The 18,845-nt window shown below is 48.5% G+C and carries 10 protein-coding genes; 1 reads left to right on the forward strand and 9 read right to left on the reverse strand.

All coding sequences use genetic code 11. The features are described from left to right. Positions 1 to 30: 30 nt before the first annotated feature. From J2X05_RS14500 to ydiJ, 5 genes are all read right to left on the reverse strand, one after another. Positions 31 to 1,944, reverse strand: coding sequence for a bifunctional diguanylate cyclase/phosphodiesterase (locus tag J2X05_RS14500; protein ID WP_310073644.1), 1,914 nt, complete (start codon positions 1,942 to 1,944; stop codon positions 31 to 33). Positions 1,945 to 2,003: 59 nt separating this feature from the next. After that, entirely contained in the window at positions 2,004 to 2,576 is a 573-nt protein-coding gene (locus tag J2X05_RS14505; RefSeq protein ID WP_310073645.1) for a transglutaminase-like cysteine peptidase, read from the reverse strand. A gap of 337 nt (positions 2,577 to 2,913) precedes the next feature. Beyond that, entirely contained in the window at positions 2,914 to 3,633 is a 720-nt protein-coding gene (locus tag J2X05_RS14510) for a GntR family transcriptional regulator (protein ID WP_310073646.1), read from the reverse strand. A gap of 574 nt (positions 3,634 to 4,207) precedes the next feature. Beyond that, a complete protein-coding gene (locus J2X05_RS14515; RefSeq protein WP_310073648.1) occupies positions 4,208 to 6,775 on the reverse strand; it encodes a DUF349 domain-containing protein in 2,568 nt (855 codons plus the stop codon). Between the two features lie 37 nt (positions 6,776 to 6,812). Beyond that, complete coding sequence (gene ydiJ, locus J2X05_RS14520; protein ID WP_310073650.1) at positions 6,813 to 9,866, reverse strand: D-2-hydroxyglutarate dehydrogenase YdiJ; 3,054 nt, start codon at positions 9,864 to 9,866, stop codon at positions 6,813 to 6,815. Between the two features lie 258 nt (positions 9,867 to 10,124). On the opposite strand from ydiJ, the gene J2X05_RS14525 reads away from it, so the two are divergent. Beyond that, the gene (locus J2X05_RS14525; RefSeq protein ID WP_310073652.1) at positions 10,125 to 13,016 is read left to right on the forward strand and encodes a TonB-dependent receptor; all 2,892 of its coding nucleotides are present in this window, start codon (positions 10,125 to 10,127) and stop codon (positions 13,014 to 13,016) included. Positions 13,017 to 13,171: 155 nt separating this feature from the next. On the opposite strand, the gene mltF is transcribed toward J2X05_RS14525, so the two are convergent. From mltF to J2X05_RS14545, 4 genes are all read right to left on the reverse strand, one after another. Continuing rightward, complete coding sequence (gene mltF, locus J2X05_RS14530) at positions 13,172 to 14,692, reverse strand: membrane-bound lytic murein transglycosylase MltF (protein WP_310073654.1); 1,521 nt, start codon at positions 14,690 to 14,692, stop codon at positions 13,172 to 13,174. A 501-nt stretch (positions 14,693 to 15,193) separates the two neighbouring features. Further along, positions 15,194 to 15,637: a DUF2141 domain-containing protein gene (locus J2X05_RS14535; RefSeq protein WP_310073656.1), complete on the reverse strand. Its 444-nt coding sequence runs from the start codon at positions 15,635 to 15,637 to the stop codon at positions 15,194 to 15,196. A gap of 239 nt (positions 15,638 to 15,876) precedes the next feature. Further along, the gene (locus J2X05_RS14540; protein ID WP_310073657.1) at positions 15,877 to 17,238 is read right to left on the reverse strand and encodes a phytoene desaturase family protein; all 1,362 of its coding nucleotides are present in this window, start codon (positions 17,236 to 17,238) and stop codon (positions 15,877 to 15,879) included. Beyond that, positions 17,238 to 18,845, reverse strand: coding sequence for a GMC family oxidoreductase (locus J2X05_RS14545; protein WP_310073659.1), 1,608 nt, complete (start codon positions 18,843 to 18,845; stop codon positions 17,238 to 17,240). Before J2X05_RS14545 ends, J2X05_RS14540 begins: the two co-directional genes overlap by 1 nt.

Consider the following 18,845-nt stretch of genomic DNA (forward strand, 5'->3'; position numbering starts at 1 on the left):
TAATCTGCGCCGTTTTTTATGGGCCCGGGTTTAGGTGATGTTTGGGCCGGTAAGACCATCCACACCAATTTTCATCAATGTTTGTTGTTCCGCATCACTAAGCACACCTTCCGCAATCATCACAATTCCTAGCGAATGCCCCAGCGTGCAAAGGCTTTGCACAAAGGTCTGGCTGCTGAGGTTGTTATGGATATCGCGAATAATGGCGCTGTCTATTTTTAAATACCCCAAACCCATCGACTGCAAATTGCCAAACTGGGTGAACTCCAATCCGACATGTTCCAAGCCAACCCGGCAACCCAAACTGCGCAGCCGCGTGGAAAATGCACGCAGTTCTTCCAGATGACGCAGCATACAAATTTCAGGAAATTCGATCCATAAGTGTTTAGCCTGCTGCGATTCATTCAGCAAGAGAGCGAGAACTTGTTCGCGAAAGTTAGCGCTACAAAGCGCGGCAGCGGAGATATTGATTGCCAGTGGGCCGGGTGAACGGCCAAGTTGCGTCAGCGCTAATTTCAGCACCGCCAGATCGACATCCGGCATCAACCCCAAGCGCACTGCCCAAGGCATAAAATAACCAGCTGGTTTGAGTTCACCATCCAATTCCAGGCGCACTGCCGTCTCGTTGTGGAGTAAATCCCCATTGGTATTGCGTACGGGGAATTTTGCCAAGGCAATGCCCTGTGTGCTTAATGACTCGGTAATAGCATTGCGCCACTCCGTCAAATTATGTTGTACATAATCCAATTGATCATCAGCAAGTGCGATAACGGCGCGGTTACCTTTTAACTCTGCTTGTGCTAATGCGCCATCAAGTTTATGCAACAGCTCATTGCGTTTGTCGCTGCTGTTAAAGCTGCATAGTGCCAATGGCAGGGCGATTTTGTCGAAACCGCCAGCAATTAATTGGAAATTCAATTTCTGTGATACATCGGCACTGAGAATATCTATGGGGGTGTCAGTGGGAATCAGCAAGGTAAAATCACTGCCGTTCAAGCGGCCAGCATAACTATTGGGATATTTATCCTGAAGATCACTGAATACGCCGGCAATCGCGCGCAATAACTGGTCGACTTGTTGATGACCTAATTGATTGTTAAGTTCATTCAAATTCATTGCGCGTGCTAACACAATAATGCCGCGCTCCTGAGCATCTTCACGTGTGAGCTGGGTGTCGAGTAAATTTAAAAAATGCGTACGATTGGCAAGCCCGGTGAGTGAGTCGGTTTGCGATTCGCGGCGCAGCAGCTCAAGCTGACGAGCTTCTTTATCCAGCATTTGTTTAACGCCTTGTGAAAGCGTATTCATCGCGCGCACCAAGCGTTGAAACTCCTTGGTTTTGGGTTCTTCCGATATAATAAAACGGCGCTCACCGATGGCTTCTGCTTGATTTACCACTAAGTCCAGCGGGCGCGATATGTATTTCAAAATAAAACTGCCGATTAAACCGCTCAGCAGGGTTGCGCAGATAAACCAGTCCAATAAATCACGGGTATTTTGCCAGAGCGCTTCCAGTGCATAGCGCGAGTGGCTTTTTACCACCAGAGTTCCCGCTTGCTGCCAACCGTCTTGTACTTGTGCAATGCCGGGTGCTACGTTGAATTTCACGCGCTCGGCGAACCATTTAGGTACAGCATTATTCTCCGGTTTTGTGTCATCAAAATTGCGCGCGACTATGGGTTTTTCATCGGCATCTTGGAAAATAATATATTCGTAATGGCCTGCATCAAATTGTGCAGTGATTAATAGCTCCAAGGTAACCGGATCCTTATCCGGCATTTGTGATATCGATAGCGCCAAGGAGTTGGCATTATCAATATTTTTTAAACGCAGCTGCTCTTGCAAATAGGTTTTGGCAGTAATAGTGCTGATCACAAAATTGCCAGCGAGGACCAGCAGCAAGAGCACAATAATTCCAATCCATAATTGTTTAATTAGTGACATTGTTATGGCCTTTCGCATTCATTGTTTTGGTGTTGTTAGAAAACATTTGGTATCCATTATTAAAATCCCTCTTCATTCACACGTGCCAACAGGTCGCGCCAGCGCGATAAACGCGCGGTGGGGTCAGCTGTTGTTGATTGGTTGCCTACCCATAGACCTTCGCTGTTGAAACTAAATACCGGGCGCAAATCCGGGCGTTTATTGGCGGGTTCAATGGTGTCGAGCAAACTGTCGAGAATCAGTGGGATCGCATTGGGTGTAGGGTAATATCCCAGCACCATATGGGCTTGGAATATTTTACTCTGCGGGCCGCCAATTTGTGCTTTAACGTAGATCAGGCGCAACTGCTCATTGGCAACGCCTAACTGTAACAAGCTGAGATATTTTGCGATGGTGTAGTCTTCGCAATCACCTGCGCGTGCACCCATCACTTCCAGGGGAGTCGCCCAGTAATCGCTTTTTTTCCACAACATAATGTCCTCTGTGTAACGAACATTACGATTAAAAAACTGATTTACCTCGATGATTTTTGTTTCAGGAGTTGCATTGTTGGCGCTATTCAACATGCGCCTCCATGATTCCAGTAACACAAGGCCATCGTTACCGTAGCGTGTCTGCATAACTTGTTGCATTTTATGCGGATCTATATCAGCCGATACAAAGAACGAAAACAGAAATACCATTAACACAGATTTTCGCAAAACAGCTGTGCGTAAGCACACTTTGACTTTCCCTGGCATGTTTGTGCGGAAGTAACTGCGTTCAGGCCGGAGCACGAGTCAGCTCCAGTAGATGTGGTGTTGGGAATTGGTTATGAGGCATGTTTGCGTAATGGTTGTCGGCAGCATGCTTTGGAGTATAGCCAGTGTTTTGAAAAATGCGTCTTTAAATTCAATTGCTTAGAAGACTTGCTAAACAGAGCCGCCCGGGTAAGACGGCTCGGTTCTTTTGTCGATGAGGTTTTTTTAGCTAAACAAAATATTCTGGATGTTCCTGCGGGATCACTTCCAAAATATTGTAAACATCTTTTAGGTGCACACTCATAGCCGCTGCTGATTTATCTGCAGAGCCCGCCTTAATTGCCTTAATAATCGCTGCGTGTTGGTTAAGTACACGCTTGTATTGGCCACTGACATGTAAGCTCAAGTTGCGCACGCGGTCCATGTGGGCTTTTTCTGCTTCAATGAATGAAGCAACGCGCGGGTATTGGGTAAAACTGGCCAGAGTTTGGTGAAAGTGGTCATCAAGATTTTGAAAGGTAAGTGCATCATCTTCAGCTGCTGCTGCTTTTTGGTCGGCAATAATTTTTTCACAGGCCTCGACGGCCTCCAGGCGAATAGCTTCATCTGAATTAGTGGCGAGCTGGGTGACCACCGCAACTTCCAATGCTTCGCGGATAAAACGTGCTTCCAGGATTTTCTCCAAACTGAATTTGGACACATAAGTCCCGCGCTGGGGCAGAACTTCGACAAAACCAATATTGGATAATTGAATCAGCGCCTCGCGCACCGGCGTGCGGCTGACGCCAAATTGCTGTGCCAGTGCTGTTTCTGAAATCATTTGGCCGGGTAAGAGTTCCATACTAATAATGGCATCGCGAATAAAACCAAATATCTGGCTGGCCGCTGGGCGGTCATATGACAGTCCTCTTGCTTCCGGGCGCATACTAATCAAAGGCTGTTTCGCCACTCTCTATCTCCTCTGGAAAATTCACCCCACTGTAATCGGCAAGTGCGGGCGTAAAGATGGATTGTGCCTTGTTATGCGCCGCTATGCCATATCAGTTTACGCGCGCCTTCTGTGTCCGGCAAAAGGATTTTTGTGCCAATTCTAGGGCAGGATTAGTTATTGGTGAAAAAAAATCCATTGATGGAATGGGTTTTTGGTATCATAAAGTCATTTTGACAAAAAGCTTGACCCACTAGTATGCAAGGGGTAGGATTCAGTCAATGTCCACTGCACTTTCGACAGGGTAGTGGACAGGGGTTGTGTTTGACCTTCTTCTGGCGGATTTTTTCCGCCAGTTTTTTTAAGCTTATCGTTGGTATTGCGAACGCCTTTACATCGAGCTGTTATTCAGAGTAGTTCTTTGTAAAGTTCTCCTTTGTATAGTTGTTTGACCTCTCCCTTACAGCAGCCACTGGATACCAGCGGCTGCTTTTTTATTGTCAGTTATTAGTATGAATTATTTCAGTTGGCAATAAAAAAGCGAGCAGGGTGTTATCCCGGCTCGCTTTGTATAATGGCTATTCTTGATGTGTGTTTAGCTTTTTATTCCCTGCGCTCGGCTGCTATTAAAACGTGTCAATAATGATGTGTAGGCTTGTGTCGCAACTCCGCCCAATGCAACCCATTCCAAGACTAATGATTCAAAACTGCTATCGCGTTGCCCAAAGGCCTGTTGCATCTGTTTGACTTGATAGGCCATACGCGCTTGTTTGTCCTCTGCCGGGCTTTCTTTCCCCGCCAAAATTTCGGCGCGAATCGCCAGTGTGTGCAACAGCTCGGTGTTGGCAGCTTGATTGGCACTGGTGATAGCATCAGCTTTAGCCAAGCGCTGTTGCACCAAGCTCAATGTGCCGGTAGGCCAGCGCGGTGTATTGGCAATAAGTGTTTCCAGATTGTTTTTTTGAGTAGCCAGGGTTTCACTGGCTGTCTGCGCGATGACTGCCAATTCGTATTCGCGCAGCGCATTGAGTGCATTAAACAAATCGGTCCAGCTCTGCTCTTCTGCCTGACTCCGCGCACTGTCGCGTTTGTTAGCGATAGCGGCAATGCTGGCATTGAACTTATTCTGCAATGCCTTGCTCGCTTCTTTGGGTAAGTCCAGTGCGGAAAATTCTGTTTTTAGTGATTCGATTTCTGCCTTTGCCGCGTTGAGTTGTTCAAGTGATTGAGCGGCGAATTGATTAAGCTGTTCGATCAATCGCTCGGCTTGTGCTGTAATCGCCTGACGCTGTTCTTTTGCCGCTTCAAATGCCTGATTGCGCAAGGCAAATACCGCATCGCAGTGTTTGCGGAATTCTTGCCAGAGTTGTTGGTCTTCTTTGTGCCAGCTTTTGCCTATCAATTTCCACTGCGCTTGCAATTGCTTGATGGTTTCAGTGGCTGCGCGCGTATCAACCGCACTGAGCAGAGCTTGCGCTTGTTCGATCAAGCTTTGCTTGGCCGTTTTGTTGCTCTCATATTCACTGGTGATTTTGCCAAATAACTGCTCCATCAGATTTTCAAATTCTTTTTGCAGGTCATTGCCCGCTTTACGTGGCACTGGCCAGTAGGTTTGCCATTCGGCACGCGCGGTTTTTAAGGTTTGCTCAACATCTTTCCATACGGCATTAGCAAAATCGTAACCTTGTAGATATTGTTGCAATTGGCTGACTAATTCGCGGCGCTTGTTGAGGTTGTTTTCGCGCTCTGCTGCCTGCGCTTCAAAAAATTCTTTACAAGGGGCGTAGGCTACAGCGGAAGCTTGTTGGAATTGTTGCCAGAGTTCATCGTCTTGTTGTTGTACGCCTTTGCTCACTTCTTTCCAGCTGTCTTGCAACTCGTGGATTTTGGTGGCGAGGTTTTCAGGGTTGATGCTACTGGTCGCAAGCGCTTGCATCTGGCTAATCAATGCTTCTTTTTTTGGAGTCACTGCAAACTCGTGCCAATCACCAAGCTTCGCTAGCTGTGCTTCAAAGTCATCGAGTTTGGCTTGTATACCTTTAGGGATTTCGCTCAATTGCGCGCGCTTTTCCTGCAATTCTTTTTGGATAGCGCGGGCTTTGCGTACAAAACCTTGCTCTGCTGCCCACAGGCCTTTGCGTGCGAGTTCACTGAAATCGCGCAGAGCATTTTTAGCTGCCTGCTCGGTCTGGTGGCGCTGGGCCCAGATTGCATCCAGTTTTGCTTTGGCCTCACTTAGGGTTTCCGGCAGCTCATCGCCGAATTCTTTTGCGGACTTAATGAGTTGTTGCAGTTTTTGCTGTGCGTTTTTAACCGCATCTGAATCTTCAACTTGATCAAGTTTTTCTGCTAATTGTTTGACGGTGCCGGAGGTTTTGATTTGGTCGATTAAATTCAAGGTTTGTTGTTTACGGTGTTCGAATTCTTTGGTTAGCTTATCCAGCGGCAACTGGCGATTCGCCGCCAAACGCACTGCATTTGCTAGCTCCTGAATTTTTAATTCGTAGTTTGCATTGACCAGTTCCTCGACATGGCTTGCGCGGTACACCTCGCCAGCGAGTTGTTTGAGGCTTGCATAGGCTTCTTCAGCCAACTGCAATGCCTGTTGGTCAAGCGAGAGTTTTTCTTCTTCATCGGCGATGGCTTGTGCGCGCGCGTTGATTTTAGCTTCGCAGGCGGCGAGAGCACTTTGGAAGCGTGACTGAGCCATAATGGATACTTGTCCCAGCGCATCCCATTCGTTTTGTAACACGGTCAGTTTTGCTTTGAAGAGTGAATCTGCTTCAAAATGGGAGTGGCGCTCCAATTTCTCGCAAATACGCAAGGCACTGGCTTCCAGCTCTGCCAGTTTTGCATCTTCTGCCTTGAACAAATCCAACTTCGTTTTGACAATTTTGAATACGTTTTTGTCTTTGGTTTTCACTGCTTTAGCAAGTTGTTCCAGAATTTCACGGCTGTGAATCTTTTCCGCAGCAGCCTGACGCAATTGGCTGGTCGCACCATCGCTGGCGAGTTTTAACAGCTCGCCCTCGTCGCTGGTTTGTTCAACGATATCCAGCGTAATAACCGGTTTTGGCGGCTTTATTTCAGCGACCGGAATGGGTACTACTTTGGTGGGTTCAACTTTAGGTTTGGCACCAAACAATTTGCGTAAAAGTTTCATAGTCGTGGCTCGTCAGTCAGTGAGGGTAGTGGGTTTGTTAAATCAATTGTTGCAATAAAATTTGTACCGGGTGCGGCAGTTTTACATTGTCGATCCGTTTAGTCTGGCTGCGGCAGGAATAGCCGGTGGCCGTTAACTTGCCTGCATTAGTTGGATTGTTAACAACTTGTGACCAGGAGAGCGAGTAGATTTTTTTAGAGGTTTCTACATTGCTGCTCTCATGGCCGTAGGTTCCGGCCATACCGCAACAGCCGGTTTCGATCACTTTTAGTTGTTGACCGAGTTTAGCAAAAACAGTTTGCCAATCTTTGACCGAACTCACTGCGTTAGTTTTTTCGGTGCAATGCGCGAGCAGTGAAAATTCCGCTGCTTTGAACTCGCGCGTCTTGCCCGCAAGTTGCTCGCTCTGTTGCGCGAGCCACTCCTGGATTAATTGCACTTTTGGTGCGTTATCGCCCAGCACTTTTTTGTATTCTGCGCGATAGGCCAGTGTCATTGCCGGTTCAATACCCATTAACGGAATGCCGGATGAGGCAAGGCCATTCAGCTGGGTTGCGTTGGTATCAGCTGCTTTGGCAAAGGCTTTGAGAAAGCCGTGAACCTGCAGCGGTTTGCCATTGGGTTTGAAAGGCGCGAGCATTGGTACAAAGCCGAGTTTTTGCAGCAGTTTGAGGGTGTCGATTACCAGCGGTGTTTCGAAATAACTGGTGAAGGCATCTTGCACCAAAATCACAGCCTTGGTTTTTTCGGCGGGTGTTAGCTGCGCAATATTTTCCAGAGTCGCATAATTGACGCCGAGTTTTTCAGCCGCTTTGTGCAGACTTATGCCGGTGAGCAGTGGGCTATCAACCATGCCGATAAAGCGCGCCATAAATTTCTGCATAAACTGCGGCTTCATCATCAGGTTGTAGGCCCACGGCATCTTAGCGAGTGTTGGAATCATAAATTCCAAGCCGCCGATAAAATAATCCTTGAGTGGACGCAGATAGCGGCTGTAATACAGTTCTAAAAATTTCGCGCGGAATTCAGGCACATCGACTTTAATCGGGCATTGCCCCACACAGGATTTACACGCGAGGCAGCCAACCATGGATTCATGCACTTCATGGGAGAAATCATATTCGCCGTTGCGTTTGCCCAGGGTGTTGATGACGCGGCCAGGTAAATTGAACAAGAAGCTCGCACGTTTTAATTTTTTGCTTTCGTCAATCGCATTAACACCGCGTTCGCTCATTTGTTTGAGCCATTCGCGCATTAATGATGCACGGCCTTTAGGCGAGTGTTTACGCTCGCGCGTGCCTTTCCAGCTGGGGCACATGGCATCGTTAGGATTCCAGTTGTAACAGAGACCGTTGCCGTTGCAGTGCATGCCTTCGCTATAACCTTCCCAAACCTGCACAGGAATTTTTCTATCTTGCTGGCCACGCGTAGCCACTTCATCGATTTTTAGCAATTTGATATCGGCAGCGGGCGTTGCGATTTTGCCTGGGTTTAATTGGTTGCGCGGATCAAACGCCGCTTTAATGCGTTGGATCTGCGGATACAGCTCACCAAAAAAAGCCGGTGCATATTCAGAGCGAACCCCTTTACCGTGTTCACCCCACAAAAGGCCATTGTATTTCTGTGTGAGTGCGACAACGCGGTCGGTGATGATGCGCACCATTTTTTCTTGCGCAGGATCTTTCATGTCCAGCGCGGGGCGCACATGCAACACGCCTGCGTCGACATGGCCGAACATACCGTAAGTCAACTTGTACTCGTCGAGCACTGCGCGGAATTCAAAAATAAAATCTGCAAGATTTTCTGGCGGAACTGCAGTGTCTTCGACAAAGGGAACCGGGCGAATTTCGCCTTCTACGTTGCCGAGTAAACCTACGGCTTTTTTTCGCATGCCCCAGATTTTATTGACAGCGTCGTTGCCCCAGGCAATGGAGTAGCTGATGCGACCGGTGTTGGTATCCTGCGCTGCGCGATCGAGCAAGTCAGTCAGTTTTTTTATATCCGCTTTTAATTCATCGTCGGAATTGGCCGTGTATTCAACCAGATTGATGCCTTGGATTTTTTCACCGCTTTCGGGTGCAGGAAAAAACTCCGCCACGCTGTGCCACACGATATCATTCATCGCCAGATTCAATACTTTTGAATCGACGGTTTCAATCGAGGTTGGCTCTGCTGTCATTAACTGGGTGGCATCGCGCAGGGCGACGTTGAAATCGCGATAGTTGACGTTAATTAGCGCGCTGAATTTGGGGATAGGCAATAAATTGATTTTAGCTTCGGTGATAAAACCGAGCGTACCTTCACTGCCACACAAAATATTGTTGAGGTTAAAGCGACCTTGTTCATCGCGAATATGCGCCAAATCATAACCGGTGAGGCAGCGGTTTAATTTGGGAAACTTTGCGTCGATCAGCGCGTGATGCTCGCGTTGGATAGCATCGATGACGCGATGCACTTCGCCGACGCGGTCATCGCGCTTCCATAAATTTTCCAGTTCGCTTTCATCGATCGGCGCAGAGGTCCACTCGGTGCCATCAAGCAGTACAGTTTTTAATTCCAATACGTGATCGCGGGTTTTGCCATAGCGGCAAGACCCCTGGCCAGATGCATCGGTATTGATCATGCCGCCGATGGTTGCGCGGTTACTGGTAGAGAGTTCTGGTGCAAAAAATAATCCGTGCGGCTTGATGGCGGCATTGAGTTGGTCTTTGACCACGCCACATTGCACGCGCACCCAACGCTCTTCGACGTTGATCTCCAAAATCTGGTTCATGTACTTGGATGTGTCTACCACCAAACCATCGGTGAGCGATTGGCCGTTGGTGCCCGTACCGCCACCGCGTGGGCTGAGCACAACCGATTGAAATTTCGGCTCTTGGCTAAGGCGCGCAATTTTTACCAGATCAGCAGTGTCGCGCGGGTAGAGCACACCTTGTGGCAGCACCTGATAGATGGAGTTATCCGTTGCCAACACCGTGCGGTTGGCGTAGTCCGGGTTCAGGTCACCGCTAAAACCCTGTTCGCGCAAGGCGTTGATAAAGTTCAGGTACAGGGCTTGCACAGGGGAGGTTTGGTCTATGCGTGGAATCATGGAGTATCACAAATCAGCAGCTATTCATGGGCGGCATTCTACTCCCTTGCCCATCTAATGTCCTGATCTAAGGTGTAATCCTTATACGCGCTGAGATCCATTAGTGATCTTTTTCGTTACCGCATTACCCGCCGTTGATCCCGTCGCTAGTCCAGTTTTTTGTGAATATTGACACACTAGTGTACAAGTACTAGCATCGCTCCGTTTGTGCACATGTATACAAGTAGACATCTAACAATAAACCTATGGGAATCGATTATGAGAACGACACACACACGTCCATTATTTGCCCTAAGCCTGCTCAGTTTGGCGATTGCATCCAGTGTTGCCCATGCGCAACAACCCGCTCAGAAAGAAGAAGTCGAAGAGATAGTTGTCACGGGTTATAAGGCGAGTTTGCAAAGCGCAACCAATGCCAAACGCGCCTCTACCAGTTTGGTTGAATCCGTTTTTGCGGAAGATATCGGTAAATTCCCCGATTTGAACGTCGCTGAATCGATTGGCCGTATTCCTGGTATTCAACTGACCCGCGATATCAATGGCGATGGTTTGCAAATCGCCATCCGCGGCCTGGGTACCAATTTTACCAAGGTGCTGCTCAATGGTTCGCAGATTGCGGTGGCATCGGGTGGCAGTGTTGATTCGCAAAACCAAAACCGCGAAGTTGACCTCAACCTGTTTCCCACCGAGTTGTTTACTCGCATCGATGTGTCCAAAACACCAGTGGCCAGTACACTGGAAGGTGGTCTCGCGGGTGTGGTGAATATGCGCAGCGCGCGACCGTTCGATAGCAAAGATGAAGGTTTTCACAGCACCTATCAAGGGCAATTGGCTTACACCGAGATCAATGAAGAAACCAGCCCGCGTGCGGCGTTCACTACCAGTTGGCGCAATGAGAATTTCGGTGTGTTGTTTGGTCTTGCTGGAGTGAATAGCAAATCGACTACTGAAGGTTATGAAACTATTGGTTGGTCCAATATGAATTTGTCGGCCGCCCAATGTGGTACAGCGACGGCGGCGCCCTGCGATACGATTGGCGGCAACAACATCAACGTACCAGCAACGGTTCCTGCTGGTGCTGGTGCGGGTTTAGTTGCCGGTACGGTGGTGGATGCCGCTTTTCTGCAGGCAAATAACCCAAATGTGACTTTGCAACAAATCGGTGATGGTTTGCTGCCGCGCCTGAGTCGTCCTTCCTATATTGATGGCACCCGTGACCGGGTATCCGGTTTGCTATCACTCGAATATCGCCCGTCCGATGAAACCCAATTCTATTTCGATGCGATGTGGGCAGATGCATCACGCGAGTTTGATCGTTTGGATGTGAACTGGATTGGTCGTTTTGGTTCGTTGATTCCGCTGAATATGGAAGTGGATGAAAACAATGTCGTCACCAAGGGGACGTTTGCTAACGCCCAGTTCTTCCTGGAAGCTCGCCCCTATTCGGAGGATGTGGATTTTTATAACGTCAATCCGGGCGCCCATTTTGAGTTTGGTAGTGAGCATCAGCTGGATGTGCAAATCAATTCCAGTCGCAGCGAGTTTTTCCGCGAGTCGCCTACCGTATTGATCAATACGCCGATGGGGCAAGGCACAGTAGTAAATTATGAGAATACGGGCGGTGATTATCCGCAAGTGACGACCAATGTCGATCTCAATGACCCTAATGCCGGTTGGGTGTTTGCCGGCGGCCGTTTGAATATTGCCAACGAAAAACGTATCACGGAAACAGACGGCGCACATGTGGATTATCGCTTCGGCGACGACGTGCAAAATATCCGTTTTGGTCTGGCATACGATGAAATTTCACGCAGTATTTCCGCCCGCGATAACAGCGCGCGATGGGAGGATGTGGTGTGTCGCAATGGTTTGGATGCCGATGGCAATAGCCCGGCAACGGGGCGTTTGCCTTGTAATGGGTTGAACCCCAATTCCGGGATTCCGCAATCAGAGTTGGCGTCTTATCTCAAGCCCGGCCCCTACGGATTTATCACCGTTGATTTTGATCGCTTTATGGCGGACACCAACTATCACGAGCTGAGCAAGAATGCGCCGGAAAACAACAGCTCACCCACGGGCGCAAGCACGGGTGGCGTGGATGAAGAAACCCTCGGTGCTTACCTTGAAATTAATGGTGCAACCGAGGTTGCAGCCCGCCCCCTTACGTTCAACATGGGCACACGCTATATCACCACTGACCAGTTAATTTCTGGTCCGGTTACTATCGGTGGCGTGCGCGAGTATCAAAATCTGGATACAAGCTATGACGCCTTCCTGCCATCATTTAACTCCACTCTGGATGTGATGGATGATGTGAAGCTGCGCCTGTCGGCATCGCGTACGCTCACCCGTGCCAATCCCAGTGCAATGTTGCCAGCGACTCAGTTCAGCGATCCATCGGCCCAGCAAGCGACTCAGGGCAATCCGAATCTGAGCCCGTATTTGTCCACCAACTTTGATATCGGTGGCGAGTGGTATACCGGTGATGAAGGTTATGTGGGTGTGACCTTCTTTAATAAGCAAGTCACAGGCTTTACCGTGTTGGGTACTAACACGATTCCTTTCCTGCAGTTGGGCGTCCCCTACGATACGCTGACGGATTTGCAGCGCGGTGCAATCGACAGCCGTGGTGGCCCAAATGTGGCAACTGTGACGGTGCAACAGCAAGTCAACGCGCCGGGCAATCTTGAATTGCGCGGTCAGGAAATTACCTGGGTACAACCGTTGGATATGATCGTCGAAGGCCTGGGCTTTAACGCCAACTTCACCAAGATCGACCAGAAAGGCGAGGGCCAAGGTGCTCCTGCGCAGGCGATTGGTGTATCACCACAGACGTATAATTTCACCGGTTATTGGGAAAACTACGGCGCATCGTTACGTTTGTCTTACACCTGGTATGACGCACAAGTTATTTCTGGCCCGAACCAGAACGGCATCTCGTTTGCGCAGTTAAAAGCAGATGAGCGCGGTCAGTGGGATTTGTCGGCCAGTTACCAATTTGAGGGTGTTGTCACCGAACCAATGCTGACCTTGAATATCAGCAACCTGACCGGTGAACCACTACGTACAACCTATCAGTACGACAATGCAACATTTACTTTCTACGATCCCGGTTACACCGCGACCTTGGGTATTCGCGGCAGCTTTTAAGTAGTTAGGCTTATCTCCTCATTGGATCTTGTGTTCACCCCTGATTGCAAAATCGGGGGTTTTTTATGCGCGCTATTTTTATGCCTACAAACAAAAACTGCCGCAAAAGCGGCAGTTTGGGGGGGCGATAATTCGCTTATAAACACAACGTTGATTCAAAGTACCGATACTGCACCTGACGCGTGTTCAAGCTTTTCGCTGTCGGTGTTGGCTTGCTCACTATCAACCTGACGGGTATTGGCTGACAAACGATTGCCGGTATTGGTAGTGGCGATCCGAAATTCTTCTTGCTGTTGATGCCAGGCAATAATCTTGTGATAGTTGCGCACGTTATCAACAAACCCTACTGGCTCCCAACCGCGCATATAACCGTGCTTGGCGCGGCTGTAATATTGCTGCTTGGCTAGCAGCGGCATGTACTTGCGCACATCTTCCCACTTGGTTGGGTCACCGCCCATGCGCTCGGTCAGTACTCGCGCATCTTCTACATGGCCAAGTCCCTGGTTGTATGCGGCCAGTGCCATATTTAGCCTGTCTTCACCCTGAATGCGTTTGGGTAACCGCTCCAATACTATGCTCAGGTACTTGGCGCCGCCGCGAATGCTTTGTTTTGGATCTTCACGATCCTGAATGCCCATCGCCTTGGCGGTATTTTTGGTCAGCATCATCAAACCGCGTACGCCGGTGTGGGACCGCGCATCGGCTTTCCAGTGGGATTCCTGATAACTAATCGCCGCCAGCATTTGCCAATCCAGGCCAAACTCTGCTGCTGCCGCTTTCATATCATCAATCCATTGTGGCAAACGCTGCTCGAGGCGATAGGTAAACGCCATAGCTTCGCCAGTAGTTACTTCTTCTATATGGCGGTCAAAAAATTCTTCAGTCACTTTCGCAAGTGTGCCATCTGCTTTAATGCTGTTCAGATATTGTTGTGCGGCATCAAACAGGCTGGTATCGCGTTGGGTAGGGAATGCCCATGCCAAGGGTTGTGGATCACTGACATCAAATGCTAACTGGGCTTTGGGATAGGAATAGCGGTTCAGATCGTAGGCGCTGGAGTCGATAACGGCGTAATCTGCTTCGCCTTTGTTGATCATTTCAAGCAGGTCGATCATTTCGGCGTTGATTACGGCACGCCACTGCAGTTCCGGGAATTCGGCTTGCAGCGCTTTGAATCGCTCCGCATGGGAAGAGTTGGCAACCACCAGCACTTCTTTGCCGTTCAAGTCCGCAACGCTGGCAGGTTGGGGCAGGCGGCTGTTGTAAACCAACTGCTGCGTAACTTGCATAAATGGTGCGGCAAAGGTGACTTTGTTCGCGCGGCTTTCCAGCGCTGTTAAGCCTGCGGCGGCAAAATGGACTTGCCGCCCGGCAACGCTGTTAAGCATTTTGTCGAGGTCAGACTCATCTTCAATGACCAATTTCAGGCCAAGCGAATCCGCAAAGCCTTTCACCAAGCTATATTCAAAACCCGTCAGGCCATTGGAGCCTTCGTAGTAGGTAGTAGGGCCATTGCTGGATAGAACCCGCAATTCGCCTGCTTCAAGCACCTGTTCCAACTGAGTCGGAGGAGTGCTACGGACCAGCAGCACGCTGCTGGCAACAAGTAACGAACTGATAATGAGGCTCGTCAGGATGGACTTAATCACTAACACTGATGGTTTGCGAATTTCCATAAGGGGTTACTCCGGTTGCTGAACTGCAACGCCCGAAAGGCTGTTCTCTTCGTGTGTGCGCATTCATGCCGAATCCAAATCCATTAATGACCCGTGCAAATACATCGCCATGGTATAGGCACTTTTTTTGTGTGCCTAGCTTGTTTTTTGAGCACACATGGGCTAGCCATTTGGTGATTATTTGACCATTTTTGCTTGTATCCCCCGAGCCACAAGGGATACGGCGATTTTCAGGCGCTCAAAAAAAGCCGACAAACGGTCAAAAAAATGCTGAAAAATGTGACATTTGACGCCTTGGGCGTCCCAAATCAGGGCGCAAATGCGTGGGAAAACGTAAGTTTTTGTTAAAACTCTGCACAAAAATACGCCAAAATTGAGACTTTTTAGTTATAAGCAGCAAATTGGGAGTGGAGCTATTCGGGGTTTCGAATATTTAAAAAAAGCTCCACACACTGAAAACTCAGTAGGGAGCTTTGCATTGGGAATAAATTAATTACTGGATCAGGGATAAATAATGGAAATATTTGTTTCACCTGATTCTGGTAATTCCATTTGTGCAGCTTTGAAAGATGGGGGACCAAATTTCACTTTTGCACCTGAAGAAAATCCAACTCCTTCAGCAGGAATAATACCTGTCCAGTTTTTTGTCATGGTTCCACTTTTATCTTCATCATGGTGAATTTTTAATGCAAATTTTCCATCCGGAACTTGAATGCTGAGTTGGTGATGGGATTCTAACGGGTCAATCGAGTATTTTTTTATGGCCTTCTGATGATCTTTGGGAAAACCATCTTCTTGAAATACCATAACTACAATTTCACCGGGGCGTTTAAGGTCAATATCGGTAATATGAAGTGTTAATGTTTTCCAATTCATAGTGCTGGGTTCTTCCATCGCTGCGGCCATAGATTGAATAAGTAACAACGCGTATAAACAATATTTCATCGCTCTTTCCATTTGTATTTTAAATTTGATTGATTTCCTCAATGCGAATGATGATAGGAATAACGCCTTAGTTATCCCTAGTATTTGTTCCTGCGTAATAAAAATGACGCAAATCAGTTGAATTTATTTTTCCACACTGGATGTAGTTTTTTTTGAGTTGTTGATTGATGTCTGTATTCGCTGTCACTTTGAATGGAGCTACAGTGAGCGCCGTAGTGCTTAATGTACCAAGTAAAAAATTACGCCTGTTGATGTGCATTTTCATGATGACCTCCAACTGAAGTTTCAGTATTGAATAAAGTTTTTTCGGAAATGATTTTTTGTGCTACCAGCGCACCGGACAATGCTGCTGCCCCCGCATGCTCTCCAGGCGGATATACACTGTGGCCTGCATAAAAGTAGCCTGCTTCACTGCTTGAGTTGTGCGGTTTTTCGCGGGATACAATAAATGGCATTACCCGGCTGGATAAACCATGCAACGCAACAAAATCATCTGGTGTGAGCAGGCGTCTGTATGCCAAATGGTTATTGATGCCGGGCAACAGTTTTTCCAGACGATTAAGTAAGTATTCGCTGTAGATAGTGCGTTTACCGTCTTCGAGTTGGTTAACACCGCGTGGTAGATAGAAATAGAGGTTAAGCGTGTAAGTGTTATCCGTATTTGGAACCAGATCGCTCTTGAATACATGAAAACCAAAATGTTCAGGTTGAATCCCTTGGTCTAATTTCCCAAACCAGTGTGAAACATCGGGCTCAAAGTAGGTGAGCGTATGGGTGTTTTCCGGATAAGGAAACTCATTTTTTACCGCCAAACATAACATGGAAAGCGGTAACCCACGTTTGCTGTCAGCGGGATATAGCGAGCGTTGTTCACGCGTGTCAACAATATAATCGGCTTCCACAATGCGCGATTCACCATCGTTGATTTCTGCGTAAAAATGATTCCCTTGTTTGTTGTGTTTCGTGTAGCGAGTATTGAGCAATAGCTTGCCACCCTGTTGTAAGAACACATCGGCAATAGCATCGGCCATAGCTTGTGGTCCACCTATTGGGCAAGCCATAGTCGTGTAACCATAATTGTACTTTCCATCCAGTCCAAAGAAAGAGGTTTGGATATCGCTTGGGTGCACACCCATAAAATAGGAGATTAATTTGCTGAGATCATTAACCGCGCCAGCACTGGTTAGGCGATTGGCAAACTTTTCAATAGATTGAGGTGTGCGGTGAGGGAATTGTTGGGCAATAATTCCCCCCAGCAACGAAAAAACATTGCGCCACTCACTGCGTAATTGCCACAACATTTTTAAATCTGGTGCAGCGTTGAACCATTGGCCGCGATAAAACACTGACGATTTTTTGTTATTAAATGGAAAATTTACGCCAAGCTCGCGCAACAATTTCACCAGCCCTTTGCCGAAATCATTGCACGCGATAACAAACTCACGGTTGTCCAGTCTGAACGTGCCGCACAGTCCGCCTACCTGTTTGCGCTGATCGATTAAGGTGACCGTTATTCCTGCTTTTTGCAGGCTTAGTGCGCTCACCAGGCCGGCGAGGCCGGCTCCGATCACAATGGCTTTTTTTGATGGAAGTTCCTCCATTATTCAACCTCCGCCAGTGAACTCAAGAGAGGATTGCGACATTGTTTAATAATTTTACGTGCCGATCTCAATGCCAGCGCATGCATCGTTAAAGTTGGATTGACGGAACTGCCAGTGGGATATAGGCAGCCGCCTGCGACAAACAAGTTATGAACGCCGTGCACGCGGCAGAAGCGATCTGTTGCCGAGGTTTTAGGGTTATTGCCCATGCGCATGGTACCCATTGGATGGCTTTCGAAAATGTCGGAGGTAAAACTTTCGTAAGCACCAGCAGCTTCAAATACCTGCGCAATTTTTTCGCGTGCGTGAGCAAATGCACGGCGGTCATTCTCGTGCCAGTTGTAATGAATCGTAGGTACCGGCATACCCAATGCATCGGTCTTTTTACGATTAATACCAACGCGATTATCGTAAACCGGCATGCCATCGATAAAGGTAATTAACACCATGCTGTTGTTGTATTGCGTCATGCGTTGTTGCAGATCGATGCCGTGCAATTTGTGCAATGGAAATGCCGCGAGTGAACCCGCACCAGCGCCGTTCAGCGAGAGCATGGAAAAACCTCCCACGTAGTCATCGCGCTCGCGGTTCACGCAAGTGTCCAGTGACATGACGTTACACATGTTATGACCAACGTAAGTGCGATGGTCGTCGTTGGATATGCCCATACCCAAACAGGTCGCATGTGAATAGAAGTTGCGTCCGATTTGGTCGTAGTGATTGCCGATACCATTGGGGTGACGACGGCTGGTTGAGGCCAGCAGTAAACGCGGAATTTCAAAGGGGTTATTGCACAGGATGATAAAACGAGCCCGCGCAGAGCTTTCTCTACCGGTATCCAGGTTGGTGTAGCTAACCGAGCGGGCTTCGGTTCCGCTTCTGTCGGTATCGATGCGGGTCACCACGGAGCGGGTGGCCAGCTCCAGGCGACCAGTAGCCAGGGCAGGTTTGATCAACACTTCATCGGCTTGATATTTGGCATCGACTCTACAACCGGAGCGGCAATACCCACAGTTAAGGCACGCCGAACGTCCCTGATAGGTTTGAGAATTAGTCGCCAACCGACCGGGGCTGGAACGCAACCCTAGTTGATCAAACCCACGTTGTATGGCGCGCGATGCAGGATAGAGCGGAATAGGGGGATTTGGCGGAAGCGGTGTGGCTAATTCATCCCACCAGGTTGCGCTACCTGAAACGCCCATTTGTTGTTCGGCCAGGGTGTAGTAGGGCTGGAGCATTTTTTTGCTGATAGGCCAATCGGCAAGGTTGGCACCCTGCACAGCGCCGAACGTTGAGCGGAAACGGAAATCGTGTTCAAACATTCGCAATGCAGTTGCAGTCCAGGCGAGTGTTCCTCCGCCGACGTTGGCACCCAAGTTGGGGCCGCCATCAAAAGCGTTGCCGGTGATTTCATAGTCACTGTAATCCCACACCAGGCGGAAAGTTTCCAATTCGTTTTCTACAAAATCGGTGCGGTGGTTTTGAAAGAATCTACCCTTTTCAATGCAGAGTACATTCAGTCCGGCCCTGGTAAGTTCATGGGCATAAACGGCTCCGGTTGCACCAGCGCCTACAACAATAGCGTCGAAATTTTCCATAGCAGTCAT

It is taken from the genome of Cellvibrio fibrivorans, from assembly GCF_031457055.1.
GTDB lineage: Bacteria > Pseudomonadota > Gammaproteobacteria > Pseudomonadales > Cellvibrionaceae > Cellvibrio > Cellvibrio fibrivorans.